This window comes from Mesorhizobium sp. WSM4884 (assembly GCF_029625675.1).
GTDB lineage: Bacteria > Pseudomonadota > Alphaproteobacteria > Rhizobiales > Rhizobiaceae > Mesorhizobium.
This window is the reverse complement of sequence record NZ_JARTVO010000002.1, coordinates 242,663-263,544: the sequence shown is the minus strand read 5'-3', so window position 1 is coordinate 263,544 and position 20,882 is coordinate 242,663. Positions and strand designations below refer to the sequence as shown.

Below are 20,882 nucleotides of genomic sequence, written 5' to 3'. Positions count from 1 at the left end.
CGAATGAAATTTTCGCGCCTTCGCCTCCTCGGTTTCAAGTCCTTCGTCGAGCCTGGCGAGTTCGTCATCGAACGCGGACTGACCGGCATCGTCGGGCCGAACGGCTGCGGCAAGTCGAACCTTGTCGAGGCGCTGCGCTGGGTGATGGGCGAAAGCTCCTACAAGAACATGCGCGCGTCGGGCATGGACGACGTGATCTTTTCCGGCTCCGGCGCACGACCGGCGCGCAACACCGCCGAAGTCACGCTTTTCCTCGACAACAGCGACCGCACGGCGCCTGCCGCCTTCAACGATGCCGACGAACTGCAGGTGTCGCGCCGCATCGAGCGCGAGGCGGGCTCGCTCTACCGCATCAACGGCAAGGAAGCCCGCGCCAAGGACGTGCAGCTGCTCTTCGCCGACCAGTCGACCGGCGCGCGCTCGCCCTCCATGGTCGGGCAGGGCCGCATCGGCGAGCTGATCCAGGCCAAGCCCCAGGCCCGCCGCGCCCTTCTCGAAGAGGCTGCCGGCATTTCCGGCCTGCACACGCGCCGGCACGAGGCGGAGCTCAGGCTGAAGGCGGCCGAGCAGAACCTCGAACGGCTGGACGACGTCGTCGGCGAGCTGGAAAGCCAGATCGAAAGCTTGAAGCGCCAGGCGCGGCAGGCTTCCCGCTTCAAGAACCTGTCGGCCGACATCCGCAAGGCCGAGGCGACGCTCTTGCATCTGCGCTGGACGCTGGCCAAGACCCAGGAAGGCGAGGCGCGTTCGGCCCTTGCCGTAGCCACCACGCTGGTCGGTGATCGCGCCGCCGCCCAAATGGCGGCTGCCAGGGAGCAGGGCATCGCCGCACACCGGCTGCCCGACCTGCGCGACGCCGAAGCCGCCGCTGCCGCCGCCTTCCAACGCCTGTCGATCGCCAAGACGCAGATCGAGGAGGAAGCTGGCCGCATCCGCTCGCGCCAGGCGGAGCTCGAACGCCGGCTGCAGCAGCTCGACGCCGACATCGCCCGCGAGGAGCGGATGGTGCGCGACAACGCCGACATCCTGGAGCGTCTGCGCACCGAGGAAGCCGAGCTCAATTCGGAAAATGCGGGTGCCGCCGAGCGCGAGGCCATGACGCGCGCCGTCTTCGAGCAGGCCGGCGCGACGCTGTCGCAAAGCGAAGCGAAACTTGCCGCGCTGACCGCCGAGCGCGCCGAGGCCGCCGCCGCGCGCCATCAGATCGAGCGCACGCTGCGCGAGACCGCCGAGCGCCGCGATCGCTTCGCTCGCCAGCTTGCCGAGGTCGACCGCGAGCTTTCCGACATCGTCGCGCGCATTTCCGGCCTGCCCGATCCGGCCGAGAAGCGACTGCTGGTCGAGGATGCGCTCGCCCGTCTCGAAGAGAGCGAGCAAGGCGCCATCGCCGCCGAGCAGGCGGTCGCCGAGGCCCGCGCCGCCGAAAGCGCCGCACGGCCGCCGTTGCAGGATGCCAAGGCGGAATTGCAGCGCATCGAGACGGAAGCGCGCACGCTGGCCAAGATCCTCAACGCCGCGAGCGGCGACCTCTTCCCCTCGGTGCTGGAGCAGATCAGCGTCGAGCGCGGCTACGAGACGGCATTGGGCGCCGCGCTCGGCGAGGATCTCGACGTGCCGCTCGACCGCAGCGCCCCGGTGCACTGGGGCGAGAGCGCGATCCAGCCCGGCGATGCGGCATTGCCGGAGGGCGTGAAGAGCCTGGCGAGTGTGGTACGGGCGCCGGCGCAGCTTGCCCGCCGCCTGGCGCAGATCGGCATCGTCGATGCCGCCGACGGCCGCCGTTTCCAGGCGCTGCTCGCGCCCGGCCAGCGGCTGGTCAGCCGTGACGGCGCGCTCTGGCGTTGGGACGGATTGACGGCCAGCGCCGACGCCCCGACCGCCGCCGCGCAGCGGCTGGCGCAGAAGAACCGTCTGGCCGAGCTCGATGCCGAGGCGGTGCAGGCGACCCGCGTCGTGCGCGAGGCCGAAGAGGCGCTGGCGCGCGCCGAGCAGGCGATGCGCCAGACGAGCGAGGCCGAGCGCAACGCGCGCCAGGCCGGCCGCGACGCACAGCACGGACTGGATGCCGCCCGCAACGCGCTGGCAGAGGCCGAGAAGGCCGGCGGCGAGCTGGCAAGCCGCCGCGCCGCACTCGACGAGGCGCGCGCGCGCATCGTCGACAGCCATGAGGAAACGCAAGCCGCTTTCCTCGAAGCCGAGGAGATGCTGAAGGACGCGCCCGACCTCGGCGACCTGCAGCTGCAGCTCGAACAGGCTTCCGCCAACGTCGCGCGCGACCGCGCCACGCTCGCCGACGCGCGCGCCGTGCATGAAGGATTGCGGCGCGAGGCCGAGGCGCGCCTGCGCCGGCTCGACGCCATCGGTGTCGAGCGCAAGAACTGGCTGGAGCGGGCCGAAAACGCGTCGACGCAGATCGCCGCTCTCGGCGAGCGCAAGGCGGAAGCCGAGGCCGAGCGCGAGAGGCTGGTCGACGCTCCGGACGAGATCGACGCCAAGCGCCGCGCATTGCTTTCGCAGCTTTCCGAGGCCGGGGCGCTGCGCCAGGCGGCCGGCGACCGCCTGCAGGAAGCGGAGACCAAGCAGGCCGAGCTCGACAAGGCGGCGACCGCCGCGATCCAGTCGCTCGCCGAGGCGCGCGAGACCCGCGCTCGCGCCGAAGAGAGGCTGACCGCTGCCGACGAGCGCCGCGCCGAGATCGAGGCGCGCATCCACGAAGCGCTGAACACGCCGCCGCATCTGGTCATCAAGCATACCGGCCTCGAAGCCGACGATCCGATGCCGGACATGGCCGACGTCGAGCGCCAGCTCGACCGGCTGAAGATCGAGCGCGAGCGGCTCGGCGCCGTCAATCTGCGCGCCGAGGAAGAGCAGAGGGAGCTGTCGGAGCGCCTGGAAACCATCGTTTCCGAGCGCGAGGACATCATCGAGGCGATCCGCAAGCTGCGCCAGGCGATCCAGAACCTCAACCGCGAGGGCCGCGAGAGGCTGCTCTCGGCCTTCGAGGTGGTCAACGGCCATTTCCAGCGTCTGTTCTCGCATCTCTTCGGCGGCGGCACGGCCGAACTGCAGCTGATCGAATCCGAAGATCCGCTGGAAGCGGGGCTCGAAATCCTCGCGCGTCCGCCCGGCAAGAAGCCGCAGACCATGACGCTGCTTTCCGGCGGCGAGCAGGCGCTGACCGCCATGTCGCTGATCTTTGCCGTCTTTCTCACCAACCCGGCGCCGATCTGCGTGCTCGACGAGGTCGACGCGCCGCTCGACGACCACAATGTCGAGCGCTTCTGCAACCTGATGGATGAGATGTCGAAGACCACCGAGACGCGCTTCGTCATCATCACCCACAACCCGATCACCATGGCCCGCATGGATCGGCTGTTCGGCGTCACCATGGCCGAGCAAGGCGTCAGCCAGCTCGTCTCGGTCGACCTGCAGGCGGCAGAGGCGATGCGCGAGGCGAGCTGAGGCTAGTCGCCCCCGACCAAGTTACTTTTCCGGCGCGGTCGCCGGGGCCGTGTAGCGGCGGCGCACGGCCTCCAGCACGAGCTTGCGGCTCTCGTCGGGCGACAAACGCTTGTCCTTCTCGGCCGCGGCCGTCTCGCGCGCGAGGTCCTTGTCCCTGATCTGTTGGCGGAACCATTTGGAATAATCGCCGGCGCGCAGGTGGTATTCCCAGGTCTCGTCGTCGATGCCTTCCGCCATTTGGGCGAAGATGATCAGATTGTGGGCTCTGAGATTCATCGCCTTTTTCGGCCCGGTGAAATAGAAGCTGCCCGCCTCGTCGAGCTCGCCTTCGGCATATTTGCGGCTGTGCCGCTTCAGCGATTGGTCAGGTTCGATCGGCTTGACAGTGAAAGGCTTCTTATCGTCCCGCGGCCGCCACAGCAGCACCCGATCGCCTTTGGGCGTGGGGATGCTCCTGGGCGCCTCCAGCCCGGCCTCCTTGCAGAAGGTCTTGATGACGCCCTTCGCCTTCGGACCGAGCGCGATGACCGCCGTCACCAGCCGCAGGACACCCGTCGAGATCGCCTCCGGATGCACGGTGATCAGCACCGTGCCGGGCAGCTCCAGCGAAAGCACCGCGCGCGTATCCTCACGCTTCTTGGGCAAGAGATGATGCGCCTCGTCGATGATCAGCCAGTTCGGCCTTGCCGTGCGATAGCGGACGTTGCCGAGGCCGGGCAGCAGCTCAGCAAAGAAATCGGGCCGCTCGTCGACCTTCAGCGCCAGTCCATTGACCACGATATTGGTGCCCGGCTTGTCGATCAGCTCCAGCAATTGGTCCTTGCTCGGCGGGCTTGAAGCATCGCCGAGGGGCACCGCGCCCTGCAGTCCGTCATAGTCGCCTTCCGGATCGAAGATGCAGAACTGCAAACCTTTTTCGACGAGCCGTTCGGTCAGCGCCGTGGCCAATGTGGATTTGCCTATGCCGGAGCTTCCGGCGATCAGAACCGTCTCGACCGGCGACAGATAAACCTTCTTGCCGTGGGCGGTTCCCAAAAGGATGCCGCGCGAGCGTTTGCGCACGATCAGATGGTCGAGCTTGATCAGCTTGCGGATCAGGTCCTCGACGCCCTTGCCGCGCGCGCCTTTCGTGACGAGGTCGGCTGTCTCCTTCACCGAAGGCAGCGCGTTGGCGACGGCCACGCTCAAGCCCGCCGCCCTGAGGAAGGCGTGGTCGTTTTCGGCATCGCCGACAGCCACCACATTGTTCGGCGACAGCCTGAGATCGGCTAGCGCCGCCGCGAGCCCGGTCGCCTTGTTGATGCCGGAGGGCAGGATCATCACCGCGCCCTTGTTGAAGATGATTTCCAGCTCCAGCCCGAGCTTCTTGATCACATCGAGCACTGTGGCCTGGTGCGGTTCCCAGGTGGCGACGATCGAGCGGCCGACCGAGAGCGGCTTGACGCCGCGTTTCTTCAGCCTGTCGACCAGGTCGGTGGAAGGGGAGGGAGAAATGGTGCGCTCTTCTTCGCTCGCCGGCGTGTAGATCAGCGCGCCGTTTTCGGCGACGACCTTGTCGAATATGCCGATCTCGCGAAACGCCTCCTTGAGGTCGGGCAATTCGCGGCCGGTCACCAGGATGAGCTTGCGGCCGGACCGCTTCAGCTTTTCCAGCGCCGAGAGCGTGCTTGCGGCAACCAGGCCGTTATGCGCCAGCGTGCCATCGTAATCGGTGGCCAATGCCATGAAATACATCGGGTGATCCTCTCCGCTGGCGGTCGCTCGGTCCGTCTGAGACGAACAACGCCTGTCGGCGGAAAAGGTTTAGGCTCGGTGCTTTCCCTCGCAACGATCAGGGCGTTTGGCCGAGCTCACGACGCATCCAGTGCGTCATGTGCGACTGGTGCGAGAAGCCTGCGGCAAGGCCCTTCCACCATTGCTTTTGCCCGCAGGCCCTTCCTTCTTCGATGGAACCCGGTCGGGGCGGTCACGTTCGATCTGGAGCTTCGCTGGAAATCGTCGAAGCTGCTTCAGCGGCAGCACCCAGCCGAATGAGAGGCCCATCCGATGCATGTTTTCCTGGAGGTCCTGACCGTCATCCTCGTGGCGAGCGCGATGGCCATGGCGCTCGCCCATGTGCTTGAGTTGCCGGGCAAATTGCGGCTCGGCAGAGAGGAGTATTTTGTCGTCCAACGCATCTACTATCCGGGCTTTACGATCGGAGGCGGCATCGCCGAAGTCGGCGGGATCATTGCGACGTTCGCGTTGATGCTGACGTCAGGCGGCCCTATCCAATTCCGGCTGATCGCCGGCGCGTTGGCTGCGCTCCTCATCATGCAGCTTGTCTTCTGGGTCATGACCCAGCCGGTCAACAAACACTGGCTGCAAGAGGTGGAATTGAGCTCTCCGGCTAAGCGCTTCTTCGCAACCGAGGGCAATGACGGAACCCTGCTCCCGTCAGCGGAAGAGTGGACGGCGCTTCGTAACCGCTGGGAACTCTCGCATGTTCTCCGCGCAGCGTTTGCGATGCTGAGCCTGGTCCTGCTGACCATGGCAATCATCCACAGTGCCTGATGTCCGACAAGGTTTCCGATCTACCATGCGAGGCTTCAAGCGAGGGGTGGCCGATCGTCTCGTTGAGATTGGCCTTCGTTTGGCAGCGCCGGCAATCATAAGCTTCGGTCCTTGCCCACACGGCCGGATATCGTGGCGGCGACCCCTGCCGGTCGCAGCACATTCCGCGAATTGTTTGCGCTTCGACAAACAAGCCGGCCCGGACCGCGATAGATCTTTGTGCCGGGCTCGCCGGCCCGAGCCACTTTCTGCAGCAGTCGGGAATTTGTCGAACATGTCTGAAACCGAAGTCGTATCCCAGCCTCAACTGGACGTGCGCGCCATCCCGCCTGTGGAGCGCCACCCTCGGATATTCGGGATTGCCCAGGCACTGGCCGAGGGCCAATCCTTTGTCATTGTGAACGATCACGATCCGCGACCTTTACGCTATCAGATGGAAGCCAGATATCCTGGCCTGTTCGATTGGGAATACCTGCAGCAAGGGCCGGACATTTGGCGCGTCGAGATCAAGAGATTGCAGTCCGGCTGCGATTGTTGCTGCGGCGGCTGATGATCGAGATCAATGCTCGACGGCACGACCTGCTGGTATGAGCCGCCACTTAGAGCAATTCCAGGAAAAGTGTGAACGGTTTTCCGTCCGGAACTGCGTAAAAACAAATAGTTGGAGCAGTTCAGCGTTTCTTCGAAACGATGAACTGCTCTAGAGCAAGCCAATCCAGACATCGAATGCGAGAGCATTCCTCGCCATGAGAATATCTTTGGAAGTCAACGGTCAGGCGGTCGAGGCAGAGGTTTCGGCCGTCTCGCGGCTGAGCAGATTTCTTCGCGATGTCCTTGGCCTGACAGGTGTCAAGGAAGGCTGTTGCGAAGGGGAGTGCGGAGCCTGCACAGTGCTGCTGGATGGGAAGCCGGTCAATTCCTGCCTGATGCTGACGTTCCAGGCCGCGGGGCACGAAGTCACTACGGTCGAGGGGCTCGGCGGGAGCAGCGGCCTGCAAGACGCGTTTCTGCAATTGGGCGCCGTGCAATGCGGTTATTGCACGCCGGGGATCTTGATGGCTGCCGAGGGTCTCTTGCGCGCCAGCCCCAACCCGCTCGAAGTCGAAATCCGCCACGCACTGGCGGGCAACATCTGCCGCTGCACGGGCTTCGAGACCATCGTTCAAGCTGTTGCCGCCCACGCCGCCACTCGCGAGGCGGCTCGTTGATGGGCGAGCCGTCAGTGGCCACACCGATCGACACGGTGGAGTTGCGGGCGTTGTTATCCGCGGTGGCAGGACCGATAAATTTCATCGGCGGCGGGACGGACATGTTGATCGCGGGCCGTCCGATGCCAACCGGCGGCCTGCTCATTGATCTCTCACGCATAGCAGGCATGGCCTTCATCTCCGCCGATGACGGCGGCATCCGCATCGGAGGCGCCACGACTGTCGCCGCGATTGCCGCCCATCGCGGGCTCGCAATGCGGCTGCCTGCCCTTGCCGAGGCCGCCGCGCAATGCGGGTCCGTTCAAATCCGCAACCGGGCCACCATCGGCGGCAACATCGCAAATGCCGCCCCGGCCGCTGATCTTGTGCCCGTGCTGGTCGCAGCAAAAGCCCGCCTGGGATGCATCGGCCGTGATGGCGCGTCGCGCGAACTCGCAATTTGCGATTATGCGCCTGACCGCGGATACCTGATCGCGGAAGTGATACTGCCGGGCGACGGCCTCCTTCCATGCAGTGCTTTTGTCAAACTCGGACCCCGGCAGGCCTTGAGCATCTCGCGTCTCAACATCGCGCTGCTGGCCGAGTTTCAGGATGGTCGCTTTGGCGATGTGCGAATGGCCGCCGGAGCGCTCGGTCCTCGACCGCTGCGCCTGCCTCTCGCCGAAGCGTCACTCGCCGGTAGGAAACTGGAACGTGCCGTACTGCGCGAGTTTCTTTCGGCCTTGGCCGCCGAGGTCGATGCGGCGATTCCGGATCGCAATTCGCAAGCCTACAAGCGTCGCGCGATCGCGGGGCTGGGGCTCGACCTGGTCGCGCAAGCACTGGGGCTGAGTCCGCGCGGGCAGCTTTTCGAGGACGCAGCCGAATGAACCAGCTATCCCGCCGCGTGCCGCTGGTTGACGGCGTCGCGAAAGTCACGGGCGCTTTGCGCTTCACCGCCGACCTGGATATCGAAAACCTGCTGCACGGCGCGCTCTTGCTGAGCACGCGTGCCCATGCGCGAGTCTCTCGCGTCGACACCACGGCCGCGTTGGCGGTCGAAGGGGTGCATGAGGTGTTTTGGCATGGCAACACGCCGGCTCATTTCTATAACAGCTCGATATGGTTTTCCGGGCAGAAGGCGCTGGCGGACGAACAGATGTTTCCGCAAATCGTTCGCCACGTGGGCGATCGAGTGGCGGCGGTCGTTGCGGATACGGAAGAAACCGCGCGCCATGCCGCGCGGCTGATCGAGGTCGACTATGTGGACCTTCCTGCCATCTTCGATCCCGAAGTCGCGCTCGGTCACGCCGGACTGCCGTTGCGGGAGGACGATACCCCGACGTTCTTGAATCCCGTAGCCGGCGAGACTTTCGTGCACGGCGATCCGGAGGCTGGCTTCGCCGCCGCGGATCTGATCGTCGAAACCCGCGTCACGACCCCGCGCAGTCATCATTGTGCGGTGGAGACCCATGCCTGTATCGCCAAGCCCGAGCCGGACGGTCGCATCCTGATACTGTCGCCGTGCCAGAGCGTCTTTGCCGTTCAGGCGGTAGTCGGCCAGGCGCTCGGCCTGCCTTCCGAGAAGATAAGGGTGCAAAAAACCCCGATAGGCGGCTCGTTCGGAGGAAAGGCGGAGCCGATCCTCGACCCTCTGTGCGCTTTCTTCGCCCTGAAGCTCGGCCGGCCGGTCATCATTCGCTACGACCGGAATGAGACATTCACCGCAACCCGTACGCGTTCCAGCGTCACGGGGCGGATGCGGATCGCATTCAGGTCCGACGGCCGCATGCTGGCGCGCGAGACCGAGACGCTCGTCGACATCGGCGCCTACTGCACCGGCGGCAACTATCTGCCCGGTTCGATGCTTCAGCGGCTGGTGCGGCTCTATGACGTTCCGGCGGAGCGTTATAGCGGCCGCGCCGTCTATACGAACACCGTGCCGGCAGGCGCTTTCCGCGGCTATGGCTCGCCGCAAATTCACACGATAGCGGAAATCTCGCTGGATATAGCAGCCCGCCGGATGGAAATGGATCCGGTGGCCTTGCGCCAGAGAAACCTCGTCGGTCCGGGCGCGATTGAACCTTGGCAGGGGCTCGACCTTGGCAACGCCCGCGCAAGAGAGTGTTTGGCGCGTGGCGCCGAGGCGTTCGGCTGGGCCGGACGCTGCCAGGAGGGCGTTGAGCGAGGGCGGTGGCGCCGGGGAGTCGGGGTCGCCTCGGCTACTCACATTAATGGCTGTTATCCCGGCTTCCATGAAGAAACCACGGCCTCGTTGAGGCTGTTGCCGGACGGGCGGGCCGAACTCGTCTGCGCGCTCCATGATCTCGGTTGCGGGGCCGATACCACGCTGGCGCAGATCGCGGCCGAGACGCTGGGGTTAAGGGCGCGCGACATCGTCATCGTTCCCGCCGATACCGACACCTGTCCCTACGACCTCGGCACGCGGGCCAGCCGCATGACCTATATCTGCGGGGAAGCCATCCGTCGCGCCGGCGTCGGCCTTGCAAAGTCGATCCGCGCAGCCGCCGGTTTGGAACTGAACACGCCGGCCGATGATTTGCGCCTGGAAGCCTGCACGGTGCTTTGCCGGGATGACGCCGGCATCGCGCTCGCGGACCTCGCTGCCCGCTTGGTCAGCCGCGGGATCGAATTGCCGGCGGCCACCGAAACCTATCGCGCCCAGGCCAATCCAGGTTCGTATGCGGCGCATTTCGCGGAGGTCGAGGTCGACAGGCTCACCGGTCGCGTGAAGGTGACCGACTATCTCGCCGTTCACGACGTCGGGCGGGCGATCAACCCGATGCTGGTGGAGGGCCAGATCCACGGGGGGATCCAGATCGGCATCGGCTACGCGCTGTATGAGGACGTCGCAATCGATCGCGCCACGGGCCGGATGCGCGGTGACAGTTTCAGCCGCTACACGCTGGCCAATGCGCCCGAGATGCCGCCGATACGCGTGCTGCTCGTCGAAGAGGGTGAGCCCACCGGCCCATTCGGCGCCAAGGCCGTTGGGGAGATTGCGACGATTCCGGTGGCGGCGGCGGTGGTCAACGCCGTCAACAGCGCTTTGGGCACCGAGCTCACGGAACTGCCGCTTTCGCCCGAGCGCGTCCTTGCGGCGATAGACTGAGGAAGCAAGCGACTGCGCCGGCGTGCTCGGCGGATCATCCTGATGCATGTCGCCCAGAAGTATGCAGCCGTTCTGGGACAACGACATGCATCAGACAAGGCTTAATTAAGAGGAATTCACCACGATCGAGCCCGCGCCGATGAGCTCGAGGCAGTAAGGCACGGCGGGGAAGACAGCGCTGAGGCATACATCGATGGAAGACGGTTTTCCGGGCAGGTTTATGATCAGCGATCGCCCGCGCACCCCGGCAGTCTGACGGGAGAGGATGGCCGTTCGCACCTGCTGCAAGCTCGCTTGCCGCATGAGTTCGCCGAAACCGGGCAACTCCTTGGTGATGACCTGCCGCATGGCTTCGGGAGTGAGGTCCCTCGGAGAGGGGCCGGTTCCGCCCGTCGTAAGGACCAGGTCGGCGCCCGCCTGGTCGCAAAGCTCGATGAGCACGTCACGGACACTCTCCAGGCCGTCGGGGACGATGCGACGGACAAAACCCCACGGCTCCGCCAGGACACCACTGAGCCAGCGCTCGATTGCCGGTCCGCCAAGATCCTCGTATTCGCCGCGGCTCGCGCGATCGGAGATGGTCACGATTGCAATCTGGGTCATTTTTGTCAGACCGGGGCGGTTACCTGCCATCCGGGCCTGGCGTGGACGTAGCCGTCGACCAGCGTGCCGGGCAGATCGAGGCACGAAAGGGCGAAGCGGGCATCTTCGGGTTCCTCTTTGCCGTCGGCAAGTCGTCTATAGATCCTCGCCACCTCGACCATGTCGCATGTCTGGGGGGACAAACGGAGGCGTCTGACGCCCTTTGCTGCGAGTGCGTCAGGCGCGGGGCAGAAGGCCTGAACCTGGTTGGAAAGGGTCTGCACGCCGTTGACCGCGAGAAACTGCTGGTCGTCAAGCGTATCGACCGAGAGGCCGTCGGGATCCTTTTCGCATGTGAACTGGCACGAATCCTTGTGAAGGCCATGGATCCGCGCATGATAACACCGTCCGGAGAGGGCGAGCGGCAGCCGGCCGAAAGCGAAAATCTCGAACTCAGCCTTCGGACACTTCACGGACATGGCGCCGATCGCCGCAAACGACAATTCCACGGGCGGGCAGATCGTTTGCGCGCCGAGTTGGATCAGGAACTTTGCCGAAGCCTCGTTGTAAACATTCACAAACGGACCCGTGACGAAGTATTTGCCGGAACGTGACGGCAGGCCGGAGACATCGTTGATCTCCACCATCCTCTCGTCCCCGCAAAGATCCCCGACGCTTCTGCGTTCCCGAACGGTCGCCGGCGCCGCCAGCGTGGACAGCACCACCTGTTTGCCGCCGCGTTCCAGCCTTTCGATGACCGACGGCCAGACGGGGTCCGAAAACGGCATGCGTTTTCCGCAGACGACTTCACCGACGTGAACCCGGTCGAGCGGGGCCTCGTCCGCTATCCTGCGGTAAAAATCGAGGAGACGGTCGGGAGACCAGTGGAAGAAGACCGGTCCAAGCGTCAGTGCGATTTCGGACACCGGCTATCTCCATTTCTTCTCGTAAGCGCCGGCCGTCTGCCGAGCCCCTTCCGACTGGCCGGCGAGAAGCCGGTCGATGTCGACGGCCTCGCCGCCCTTTTCGACCGCGTCGACGGCTTTCCTGAAGGCGCGCACGACCTCGCTTACATAGCCTTTGCCGCGCTGGCGTCCCTCGATTTTCAACGCAGTCACCCCGGCGGCCTTCAGGCCCGAAATCATCCCGCCGGCATTCAGGCTGACGGGATCCTCAAACAGATGGGAGGTCTTGCCCCCGGCTTTGAATCTGCCCTTGCAGAGCGTGGGATATCCCACCGGCTGGCCGCGCCCATACCGGTCGATCGTGAAGCCGGACAGCCGTGCCGCCGTGCCGCTCGGCTCTTCGTCGTAGCTCACCATTTCGGGTGGCGAGCAGACGCCGTTGAGATTGGGCGATTTCCCCGTCGCGTATGAAGAGAGATAGCAGCGCCCCTCGATCATCACGCAAAGGCCGCCGAAAACGAATGCTTCGGTTTCCACGTCGATCGCGCGGTTCAGCGCGGCGATCTCCTGGAGCGACAGAACCCTTGGAAGCACCACGCGCCGGATGCCGAACCGAGCCGCGTAGAATCCGATCGCTTCCGGCGTCGCCGCGGCGGCCTGCACCGAAAGATGGAGGCGGATTTGCTTGTGGTTCCTTGCCACATGGTCGAGCACGGCGAAGTCCGCGGCTATAATGGCATCCGCGCCGCTTTCCGCCGCCATGTCCGCTGCCCTCTTCCAGATATCGACATCGTCGACGCGAGCGAATGTATTGATCGCGACCAGGACCTTGCTGCCATGGCCGTGGGCGAAGCGCACGCCCTCGGCGAGTTCGTCCCGGGAGAAGTTGAGCCCGGGAAAATTGCGGGCGTTGGTTTCATCGCGAAATCCGCAATAGACCGCGTCCGCTCCCGCCTGGACGGCGGCCCTCAGCGTCGCGGGAGTTCCCGCCGGACAGACAAGTTCCATGCGTGTCGTCGTCATGCTTTCCGCGCCTCGCTTGGGCTGTTGTCGGCCAATCGCCGTGCGGCGCCCAGGGCGCCGAGGACACCCGTATCGACACAGCGGGCCAGTATGCCGTGCAGCCCGAGCAGGTCCGACGGACGAAGCTCGGCATCCTCTATCGTGTTCCTCAAGGCGAGCACCGCTTCCGTGCGCCCGCTTATCGAGATGACGCGGCTGAAGAACATCGCATCGCCGTCAAGCGTGCCGTCAAGCAGGCTCAACAGGGTCAAAAGCGGTCCCCTGATCAGCACGTCCGACCCGGCGGCTCCATCCTTGCTCACGACGCGGACGCTCGATCTTAGTCCGTCCGGGACCACGCGAAATGCGAATGCGAGGTCCACGGGGTCGATGCCGAAGCAGGCCGACCGGTATTCGCCCAGGCGCTCGAAAAGACCGGGACGTCGCCTGGCAAGCGAGCGCAAGGACAATGTCAGCAACGGGCCGGCCGGCAGCCCTGCGACTGTCGGAAACAGGTGGCGAACAAATCCTGGCAACATTGGCTCGGCGTTTTGAGGCCCCATTTTCAAGCGCTGTCCGGTCTGCGTTCGATCATGAAGATTTTACCGCCGGCTAGGCATCGCATCTCTTGCCGAGCAGCTTGGAAAAATTATCCCTGTTGGGGCAGAAATCCCGATAGTGGCTTTCGAAATCGAAGGCCTGCATATGATCGTGACATATGCGGCGATGCGGACATGTGATGCAGGTTCGGGGCATGAAGTGGTCATGCGCGAACTCCAGCGTATGAAAGTCGTCGGGATCGATCCCGACCGAAAGCATCGCCAACGTGAGGAAATCCTGCGCTGCATAAGGCAGATGCATGGCGTCATCGAATTCGTTTGGCGACATGCCGATGTCGTTCAGCATGCCCCTGCATTCCTCCGGCCCAAGCGCCCAGAACTCCCTTCTCGCGGTCCTGCTCCGCCTACGATCCCTGAAAACGGCGATCGCGGACCGGCATGCTTCAAAAGTGTCGTTGACTAGGTTGCTGGCCATCTGAACGTCTCCCCGACACCACCTCGATATCGACCTGCCCCTCAGGCGGGCATACCGTTGGCTTTAACGTACAGCGCGCAAACGGCCCGCTCTTTGACCTAGCGCAATGTTTTTGAGCGGCCGCCGTGAGAGAACGGCGCAGCCGACGGACCGGTCGTGCCGGATTTCGCCATGCATTATCGCCTTCTTCCCCAATTCTCTGATCTCGGCTCCTTTCTTTCGTACGTGGACGCGAAGGGTCAACTGCGAGAGATCCGCGCCCCGGTATCGACCCGGTTCGAATTGACGGAGATACACAAGAGGGTGATCGCGGCGCAGGGGCCGGCGCTGCGCATGGCCATGCCGATGGATGACCATAGGGGTCGTTCGCCCTTTGCGGTCGTGGCAAACATCTTTGGGACGCGGGAACGTGTCGCGTGGGGGCTGGGCACGGACATTCGCGGACTCGAGACTCTCGGCGCCCTGCTGGCATGGATGAGGTCCCCCCAAGTTCCGCAGAACTTGCGTCAGGCTCGCCACATGTTCTCCGCTGCGCGTGGCGCGTTGGCGGCGCGCCCGAAGATCGTTTCGTCGTCAAGGATATGGAGGGATGCGGAGCCGGATTTCGCGATCCTTCCCGTCCAGACCTGCTGGCCGGAGGACGCCGGTCCTCTCATCACATGGCCGGTGGTCGTCACCCGGCCGCCGGGCGACGACGATCCCGGCAAGTACAACCTGGGCATATACCGGATGCAGGTAATCGCCCGGGACCGGGCGATTATAAGATGGCTGCCCATGCGAGGCGGTGCGGCCCACCATCGCATGTGGCAGGCGAGGGGGCTCGAGATGCCCGTCGCCGTCGTCATCGGCGCGGACCCTGCGACCTTGATAGCGGCGGTGATGCCGGCGCCCGAGGGCGTATCGGAACTGTCGCTGTCTGGGATGATCAACGATCGACGGGTCGGATTGTCTCCATGCAGGAGCATCGAGCTCCATGTTCCCGCCAGTTCCGAGATTGTACTCGAGGGGACCGTTTCACCCAACGAAACGGCGCAGGAAGGTCCCTTCGGCGACCACACCGGATATTATAACGGCGTGGAGCATTTTCCCGTCTTCAAGCTGAAGCGTATTCGCGTGAGGGACGGCGCGAACTATCTCACGACGTTCACCGGGCGCGCGCCCGACGAGCCGTCCGTCCTCGCCGAGGCGCTACTCGACGTCTACAAGCCGCTGCTGCGCCAGCAGATACCGGAAATTCTCGACGTCTGGCTGCCGCCGGAAGCCTGCTCCTACAGGATTGCGGTCATATCGATCGTCAAGAAATATGCCGGACAGGCGCGGCGCGTTATGATGGGATTCTGGTCGCTGCTGCCGCAGTTCTCGATGACCAAGATGGTCGTCGTGGTGGACGAAGACATCGACATCCGGTCGTGGTCGGACGTGATGTGGGCGGTGGCCACGCGCATGGATGTCTCGCGCGATCTGATGAAGCTGGATCGGACCCCCATCGACTCCCTCGACTTCGCGTCGCCCCTGGAAGGGCTTGGGGGGAAAATCGGATTCGACGCGACGCGCAAGATCGGGTCCGAGACGTCTCGCGAGTGGGGGAAGGAACTGAAGATGTCATCGCAGATCGTTGAAAGAGTTTCGGGGCGTTGGGCCGAGCTTTTTCCGCAACCAACCGGTTCGGCGCAGAAATGACCAAACGCATAATAGTAGGGGTTACCGGCGCATCTGGTTCCGTGCTGGCCCTCGAGACCATACGCCAACTGGTCAGAGGTGGGGTGGAAACCCATCTCGTCACCTCAAAGAGCGCGCGAATGACCATTGCCTACGAGATCGGCGCCGACGGACTGTCTCAGCTTACATCGCTCGCCAACCATGCTCACTCCCACCAGGACTTGGCCGCGCCCATTGCCAGCGGCTCCTTCAGGACGGATGGCATGATCGTCGTGCCATGCTCGATGCGGACCTTGGCGGCGATGGCGCACGGCCTGGGCGACAACCTTCTTACCAGGGCGGCCGACGTCGTCCTGAAGGAACGGCGCCGGCTGGTGGTTGTGCCGCGTGAAGCACCTCTGCATGAGGGGCACCTCGATGCGATGCTGAGGTTGACGCGGATGGGAGCGATCATCGCGCCGCCGGTGCCGCCATTCTATGTCAAGCCGGCTTCGATCGAGGCGATGGTCGTCGAGATGGCCGCTCGACTCGTCAACTGGGCGGGCGTGGACCCTGGCGACAAGTTGACGAGATGGGGCGAAGACCACGCCGCAACCCGTCGATCATTCTGATGGAGCATTCAATGGGAGGAAAAGCCCGGACGAATCTTCAGGAGCAGAAGGCCGAGCCATACGACGTGAGGCGGCTTCATCCGGCGAAGAAGCAGTCGGCCGTCATGTCAATGTTCGACAGCCTCGAGCCGGGGCAGGCCTTCTCGGTGATCCTGGACTTCGATCCTCGTCGATTGAAGCGTCAGTTCGAGTCGTCTTTCGCCGGCGATCTCGTCTGGGTTTGTCTCGAGATTGGGCCACCGGAATGGCTAATCGAAATCGGGAAAAGAAAGCCAGCTCAATGATCGGCCGGCTCAAGGTCTCAACTAGCGTACAATTGCAGTGAGAGCGGCAAATTGACCGAGCTGTCGCATCGAAAGCGCGCCATCCCTTGCGATCGTCGCGATGTCGTCAAAGAGAAGGGCGAAGTCGTGGTAGACACTGCTATCCCCTTCGGCCTCTCCTATCTCGTCGAGATCCTGCAAAAACAATAGAATGGCCTCGATATGCGCGCGTTGATGGCGCGCGTTGGTGAGATGCCCGCGGGCCGCCGGCCCTATCTCCAAACGGGCGAAACGGGACAACGTCTCGTCAAGCTTGGAGCGGCACCGGCAATCCAACCCCGCCTCGTCGATCAGCCCTGCCAGCCGGGCAACGGTGATCGCCATTTCCGCGGCGCTGTTTTCGGGAAGGCCGTGCTTCATCTTCTTCTTCTCCCGTCGCAGACAGGCTGCCTGGAGTCGCTGTGCAGTTGACCTGCGCCCTGAGCAGCCTGGCCGGGAAGAACGAGACCGTCCCATGCCGGGAACCAGATCGCAGAGCTGCTTCAAGAACAATCCTCAAGATAGTCGATACTTCTGAGGGATGTTTGCGCTGGAGCAAACACCAAACCGATCCTCGCACCTATTGCGCCATACTTGTCCTTCTTGCCGGTCCGTCCAATGGCGGGCGACGCCGCAGGAGATGTACCGCCATTCCGGAGGACGGGTCGCATGAGCGTCGACGGCAACTTCAACGCCTTCAAAACGAAGCCGGCGCATTTGCCGTTTCGGCCGTTTTTTCTCGCAGCCGCGGTCGACGCCATGTTGGGCGCCGGTGGCTGGTTGCCGTCGGCGCTGGGAATACAAGCCTTCGGTGCAACCGCGATCTCTGCCGGCGATTGGCATCGCGACTTGCTTCTGTTTGGGATGGTCCCGGCAGTACTGACCGGCTTCCTGCTGACCGCGCTGCCGCGCTGGACTGGACGTCAGGCAGTGCTGCCGCGCACGACATACCTGCTCATTGTCTTGTGGGCCTGCGGCCGTTTAGCCTTCCTGTCGCTGCCACCGTCCTTCGGGCTTGCCTGTTCGGCGATCTGGATTCTCGCACTTTTGTTGATCGCGGCCAGAGTGGTGATCGCCGGTCGGGATCGCCGCAATCTCAAGATACTGCTTCTCCTGGCTGCCTTTTGCGGCAGCAATGTACTTGTCGCGACATCCTACCGGGTCGAATTTGCATTGAGACTGGCGCTCGCCTCGATCATCGGCCTCGTCATCATCATTGGAGGGCGGGTCGTGCCGGCCTTGACCGTGGCCTATATCGAGAGCGCCGGCCGCCAAGTTGCTTTGCGTCGCTCTGCTGTCCTGGAGTACACGGCAGCGCTGCTGACAATTTGCGCGCTTTGTTCTTGGGTTGCTGCACCGGAGGCGCAACTCGCTGGCGTTGCCTGCGCTCTTGCCGCTTTTAGCCAAGCGATCCGGGCCGCCCAATGGGGAGGTTGGCGCAGTCTGTCATCGTCGACGGTGCTTGGCCTTCACATAGGCTACGGATGGATCGTCGTGGGTTTTGCATTCCTGGCGATCCATATCTTTGCGCCAGCGATGCTGGGCCAGGCAACCGCTGTTCATGCATGGACAATCGGCGCTATCGGAACCATGATCCTGGCCATCATGGCGAGCATGATCCGCAAGCATAGCCGTCTCGCCTTTGTGCCCTCGGCTCCTGCAACCGGGGCGCTCGCGGCGATGACCGCCTGCTGCCTGTCCCGCCTCCTGATCGAAGCGCTGCCCGGCTATGTCGGCCCGCTGGCAAGCTTTTCAGGAACTTTGTGGATCATCTCGTTTGGCCTGTTTCTGACGGCCTATCGCGGGGTCTTGCTCGGGGTTGGCGCGAAATAGACTACCAGATCCAGAAAAGCAGGACCCACCCCGCGACGGCTGGCATCATCGCCAGCCCGACCAGGAACAGGGCGAGCATTCGTCGGACCGGTTGCCGGCTGTAGATTCCCGTCACCTGCCAGCACAGAACCCCGGACCAGAAGGTCGCCATCGTCAGGACAGCAGCGCGCAGCGGGTCGACGAACGGCAGCACGATCCCATCCGACCGCAATTGGCTGACGGTGAGGCCGGAAAGGCCGAGCAATACTCCGGCGCCCGCCAAAGGAATGAGCGACTGGGCAAGATGGTGAAGCCTCCGCGTTCGCCAGGGGCCAAGGCTGCGCGCGGCCAAAGCCAGCGAGGAAAACGTCGACGCGCCGCTGGCGATGGCAGCCGCGAGCACATAGGCGACGAGCAACGCTCCGTCGAGAAGCGTCATCACGTCGCCAGGGTAATTCGTCAGGATCCACCACGGTGCCGTGGTTTCGAGCGGCCACATCACCCCGTATTCGATCAGCCGTTCAGCCGCCCATATCTTCGCCTGCACGAACCACGGGCTGACCGACCATTGAAACGCGCCGGCGGCGAGACCCATCAGGCCCGCCACGATCAGGATCGTTTCCCAAGGCTTGGCGGCGGCGCCGGCAACATGGACGATTTCGTGATTTGGCGAGCGGCGAGCCAGACGAACTGCCCCGCGAAAGCCGCTGCAGCGCCCGCACATGTGGCAGTCGCTGGCGCCACGCATGGTCCGGATCGGCACGAGCGGTGCGCAGTTGATCGCCTTGGGCTTGGTTCCCGAGAGCTGCGAAAGCTGCCAGAGCGGTGGCTCGACACGGAAATGCAGCGGGGCGAGCTTTGCCAGCAGGCCGAAGACGCCGCTGACCGGACAGAGATAGCGGCACCATACGCGCTTGTTGCGCCCGTAGAGGAAGCCGATCAGCGCGGCCGCCAGCGTCGAGCCTCCGAGGATCAGGAGCGTCGGAGCGGGGTACTGGTAGACGCTCGTCATCTGGCCGTACAGCGTCGTGCAGGCGAAGGCGGCGGTCGGCCAGCCGGGCCATGTCATCCAGCGCGGTATAGCCCTGCCGCGCCCGTGGCCGCTGGCAAATTCGCTTATCGCTCCTTCAGGGCAGAAGATGCCGCACCATATCCGACCGACCAGCGCGGTGCCTAGGAGCACGAGCGGCCACCAGAGGCCCCAGAACACGAACTGTGCGAAGCGCGTGAAGTTGGACCACAGATAGGCCGCGTTGTCCGGAAGCGGCAGGAAGACGGGCACGATCAGGAGAACGGCGTACACGAGCACCATCGTCCATTGCACCATCCGAATCGTTGCCTGATGTCTTTGGAGCCAATCGCCGGCCTTCCGCCAGACGTCGTCGGATCGATCGGGTCGAACTGAAGAGGCGTGCCGCGGAACGATCGTTGTCGTCATGGGCATGGTTGCGTGCGATGCGGGCGCGGTGAACGCAGCAGCGCAAGCACGGCTGTCCAGTACATCGCATAGGCCAGGATGGTTGCGAGTTCGGGACGAGCACGATAGCCCGTCATGTTCGCAACCAGGCTGCCCAGCCTGCCTGTATCGTCCAGCAGCCAGGACGTGTCCCAAATGATCCCTGACAGCGGCGGGACCAGCTCCAACCCGATGGCGCGGTCGAGCGCGGTCATCAAAAGCGATCCCGCCAGGAACAACAGAAGAACTTCGCTCACCCGGAAGAAAACGGCCCAGGGAAAGCGTTTGGCGGCAATGTGGATCAGCCAGTAGGATGCAGCGGCGAAGGTAAACCCGGCGGCGACGGCGGCCAGCGTTCCGGGAAGCGTCGTTTGCCCGGCGGATGCCAGGAGGCCATAGAGGAAAATGACGGTTTCGCTTCCTTCCCGCATCACGGCGACTGCCGCTAACAGGAACAGTCCCACCCAATTGCCGGCTATCAGGGCCCGCTCGGCGCCGTGCTCGAGATCTCGTTTGAGCCCTCTGCCTTGCCGGTGCATCCAGACCACCATCTGCAGTATGAGCAAGGCGGCGAGCGCGGCCATGCCGATCTGAAAATAGTCCGCGCGCTCTCCGTCGAGCAGACTCTCCAGAAACAGGATGATGCCGGCCAGCAGAAGGGCTCCGCCCAGTCCCGCGGCGGCGCCTGTCCACAGGAAAGACCGCGCCGTCGCGGCTTTGGTGCCCGCGTGATGCGCCAGCCATCCTTGCAGGATACCGACAACCAGGATTGCTTCGGTGCTTTCCCGCCAGACCACGAAGGCGATCTGTCCGAACAGAGCAGTCATTGAACCGCCGGTTCCCTGGCGACAAGCGTGGCAGGCGGCATGCCGGGATGAAAATCGTCGAAGAAGCGATATTCGCCGGGATCGAGGCGTCGGATCACGACGAACGAAGCCGCCCCAGGCCCCAGCACCTTCTCCTTGCGCAACTCGATGCTCTCGAATTCCACGGGGCTGGATCCGCTATTGCGAAGCTCCAATCTGAACTGGGAGTTGGCTGGCACTTCGAGGGACGGCGGCGTGATCACCCCGTCCTTGAGGTCGACCACGAAGGTGGGGCTTTCGTCCGCGATCGCGGCGGTCGCCAGCAGGCAGGCTCCGACAACAATCGCCGCCAGACCGGTAGAAGCGCTATCCATCGA

General features: G+C 64.0%; 20 protein-coding genes. 10 read left to right on the top strand and 10 right to left on the bottom strand.

Going from position 1 to position 20,882, the window contains the following annotated elements; all coding sequences use genetic code 11:
* Positions 1–3: 3 nt before the first annotated feature.
* Positions 4–3,462, top strand: a complete 3,459-nt coding sequence (gene smc, locus P9236_RS03865; protein WP_278073273.1) for a chromosome segregation protein SMC — start codon at positions 4–6, stop codon at positions 3,460–3,462.
* Between the two features lie 21 nt (positions 3,463–3,483).
* Here the strand turns inward: smc and P9236_RS03860 are convergent, their stop codons facing one another.
* On the bottom strand, positions 3,484–5,196 hold the full coding sequence (locus P9236_RS03860) for an HAD family hydrolase (RefSeq protein ID WP_278073272.1): 1,713 nt from the start codon (positions 5,194–5,196) through the stop codon (positions 3,484–3,486).
* Between the two features lie 312 nt (positions 5,197–5,508).
* On the opposite strand from P9236_RS03860, the gene P9236_RS03855 reads away from it, so the two are divergent.
* The 5 genes from P9236_RS03855 (at position 5,509) to P9236_RS03835 (ending at position 10,335) form a co-directional block, all read left to right on the top strand.
* Positions 5,509–6,015 carry an anthrone oxygenase family protein gene (locus P9236_RS03855; RefSeq protein WP_278073271.1) on the top strand — a complete coding sequence of 169 codons (507 nt, stop codon included), beginning with the start codon at positions 5,509–5,511 and terminating at the stop codon, positions 6,013–6,015.
* Between the two features lie 274 nt (positions 6,016–6,289).
* Positions 6,290–6,565 (top strand): DUF2249 domain-containing protein, encoded by a 276-nt coding sequence (locus tag P9236_RS03850; protein ID WP_278073270.1) that lies wholly within the window; start codon positions 6,290–6,292, stop codon positions 6,563–6,565.
* Positions 6,566–6,773: 208 nt separating this feature from the next.
* Positions 6,774–7,223 carry a (2Fe-2S)-binding protein gene (locus P9236_RS03845; protein ID WP_278073269.1) on the top strand — a complete coding sequence of 150 codons (450 nt, stop codon included), beginning with the start codon at positions 6,774–6,776 and terminating at the stop codon, positions 7,221–7,223.
* A complete protein-coding gene (locus P9236_RS03840; RefSeq protein WP_278073268.1) occupies positions 7,223–8,092 on the top strand; it encodes an FAD binding domain-containing protein in 870 nt (289 codons plus the stop codon). The genes P9236_RS03845 and P9236_RS03840 overlap by 1 nt, the downstream gene beginning before the upstream one ends.
* Positions 8,089–10,335: a molybdopterin cofactor-binding domain-containing protein gene (locus P9236_RS03835; protein WP_278073267.1), complete on the top strand. Its 2,247-nt coding sequence runs from the start codon at positions 8,089–8,091 to the stop codon at positions 10,333–10,335. Before P9236_RS03840 ends, P9236_RS03835 begins: the two co-directional genes overlap by 4 nt.
* A gap of 105 nt (positions 10,336–10,440) precedes the next feature.
* On the opposite strand, the gene mog is transcribed toward P9236_RS03835, so the two are convergent.
* The 5 genes from mog to P9236_RS03810 form a co-directional block, all read right to left on the bottom strand.
* Positions 10,441–10,938, bottom strand: coding sequence for a molybdopterin adenylyltransferase (gene mog / locus P9236_RS03830; protein ID WP_278073266.1), 498 nt, complete (start codon positions 10,936–10,938; stop codon positions 10,441–10,443).
* A 5-nt stretch (positions 10,939–10,943) separates the two neighbouring features.
* Positions 10,944–11,843, bottom strand: coding sequence for a U32 family peptidase (locus tag P9236_RS03825; RefSeq protein ID WP_278073265.1), 900 nt, complete (start codon positions 11,841–11,843; stop codon positions 10,944–10,946).
* A 3-nt stretch (positions 11,844–11,846) separates the two neighbouring features.
* Positions 11,847–12,845: a peptidase U32 family protein gene (locus tag P9236_RS03820; RefSeq protein WP_278073264.1), complete on the bottom strand. Its 999-nt coding sequence runs from the start codon at positions 12,843–12,845 to the stop codon at positions 11,847–11,849.
* The gene (locus tag P9236_RS03815) at positions 12,842–13,288 is read right to left on the bottom strand and encodes an SCP2 sterol-binding domain-containing protein (protein ID WP_278073263.1); all 447 of its coding nucleotides are present in this window, start codon (positions 13,286–13,288) and stop codon (positions 12,842–12,844) included. The genes P9236_RS03820 and P9236_RS03815 overlap by 4 nt, the downstream gene beginning before the upstream one ends.
* 148 nt (positions 13,289–13,436) lie before the next feature.
* Entirely contained in the window at positions 13,437–13,730 is a 294-nt protein-coding gene (locus P9236_RS03810; protein ID WP_278073262.1) for a hypothetical protein, read from the bottom strand.
* Positions 13,731–14,030: 300 nt separating this feature from the next.
* Between P9236_RS03810 and P9236_RS03805 the strand changes: the two genes are divergently transcribed.
* Genes P9236_RS03805 through P9236_RS03795 form a run of 3 tightly spaced genes read left to right on the top strand, consistent with a single transcriptional unit; the run spans position 14,031 to position 16,413 of the window.
* A complete protein-coding gene (locus tag P9236_RS03805; RefSeq protein WP_278073537.1) occupies positions 14,031–15,539 on the top strand; it encodes a UbiD family decarboxylase in 1,509 nt (502 codons plus the stop codon).
* Complete coding sequence (locus tag P9236_RS03800; RefSeq protein WP_278073261.1) at positions 15,536–16,129, top strand: UbiX family flavin prenyltransferase; 594 nt, start codon at positions 15,536–15,538, stop codon at positions 16,127–16,129. The genes P9236_RS03805 and P9236_RS03800 overlap by 4 nt, the downstream gene beginning before the upstream one ends.
* A gap of 11 nt (positions 16,130–16,140) precedes the next feature.
* Positions 16,141–16,413, top strand: a complete 273-nt coding sequence (locus P9236_RS03795; protein ID WP_278073260.1) for a DUF2249 domain-containing protein — start codon at positions 16,141–16,143, stop codon at positions 16,411–16,413.
* Positions 16,414–16,434: 21 nt separating this feature from the next.
* Here P9236_RS03795 and P9236_RS03790 read toward each other — a convergent pair whose 3' ends face one another.
* Entirely contained in the window at positions 16,435–16,812 is a 378-nt protein-coding gene (locus tag P9236_RS03790) for a hypothetical protein (RefSeq protein WP_278073259.1), read from the bottom strand.
* Between the two features lie 288 nt (positions 16,813–17,100).
* Here P9236_RS03790 and P9236_RS03785 point away from each other — a divergent pair, with 288 nt between their 5' ends.
* On the top strand, positions 17,101–18,264 hold the full coding sequence (locus P9236_RS03785) for an NnrS family protein (protein WP_278073258.1): 1,164 nt from the start codon (positions 17,101–17,103) through the stop codon (positions 18,262–18,264).
* Between the two features lies 1 nt (position 18,265).
* Here P9236_RS03785 and P9236_RS03780 read toward each other — a convergent pair whose 3' ends face one another.
* Genes P9236_RS03780 through P9236_RS03770 form a run of 3 tightly spaced genes read right to left on the bottom strand, consistent with a single transcriptional unit; the run spans position 18,266 to position 20,879 of the window.
* Positions 18,266–19,681 (bottom strand): 4Fe-4S binding protein, encoded by a 1,416-nt coding sequence (locus P9236_RS03780; protein ID WP_278073257.1) that lies wholly within the window; start codon positions 19,679–19,681, stop codon positions 18,266–18,268.
* On the bottom strand, positions 19,678–20,526 hold the full coding sequence (locus P9236_RS03775) for an FTR1 family protein (RefSeq protein WP_278073256.1): 849 nt from the start codon (positions 20,524–20,526) through the stop codon (positions 19,678–19,680). The genes P9236_RS03780 and P9236_RS03775 overlap by 4 nt, the downstream gene beginning before the upstream one ends.
* On the bottom strand, positions 20,523–20,879 hold the full coding sequence (locus tag P9236_RS03770) for a cupredoxin domain-containing protein (RefSeq protein ID WP_278073536.1): 357 nt from the start codon (positions 20,877–20,879) through the stop codon (positions 20,523–20,525). Before P9236_RS03770 ends, P9236_RS03775 begins: the two co-directional genes overlap by 4 nt.
* Positions 20,880–20,882: the final 3 nt, after the last annotated feature.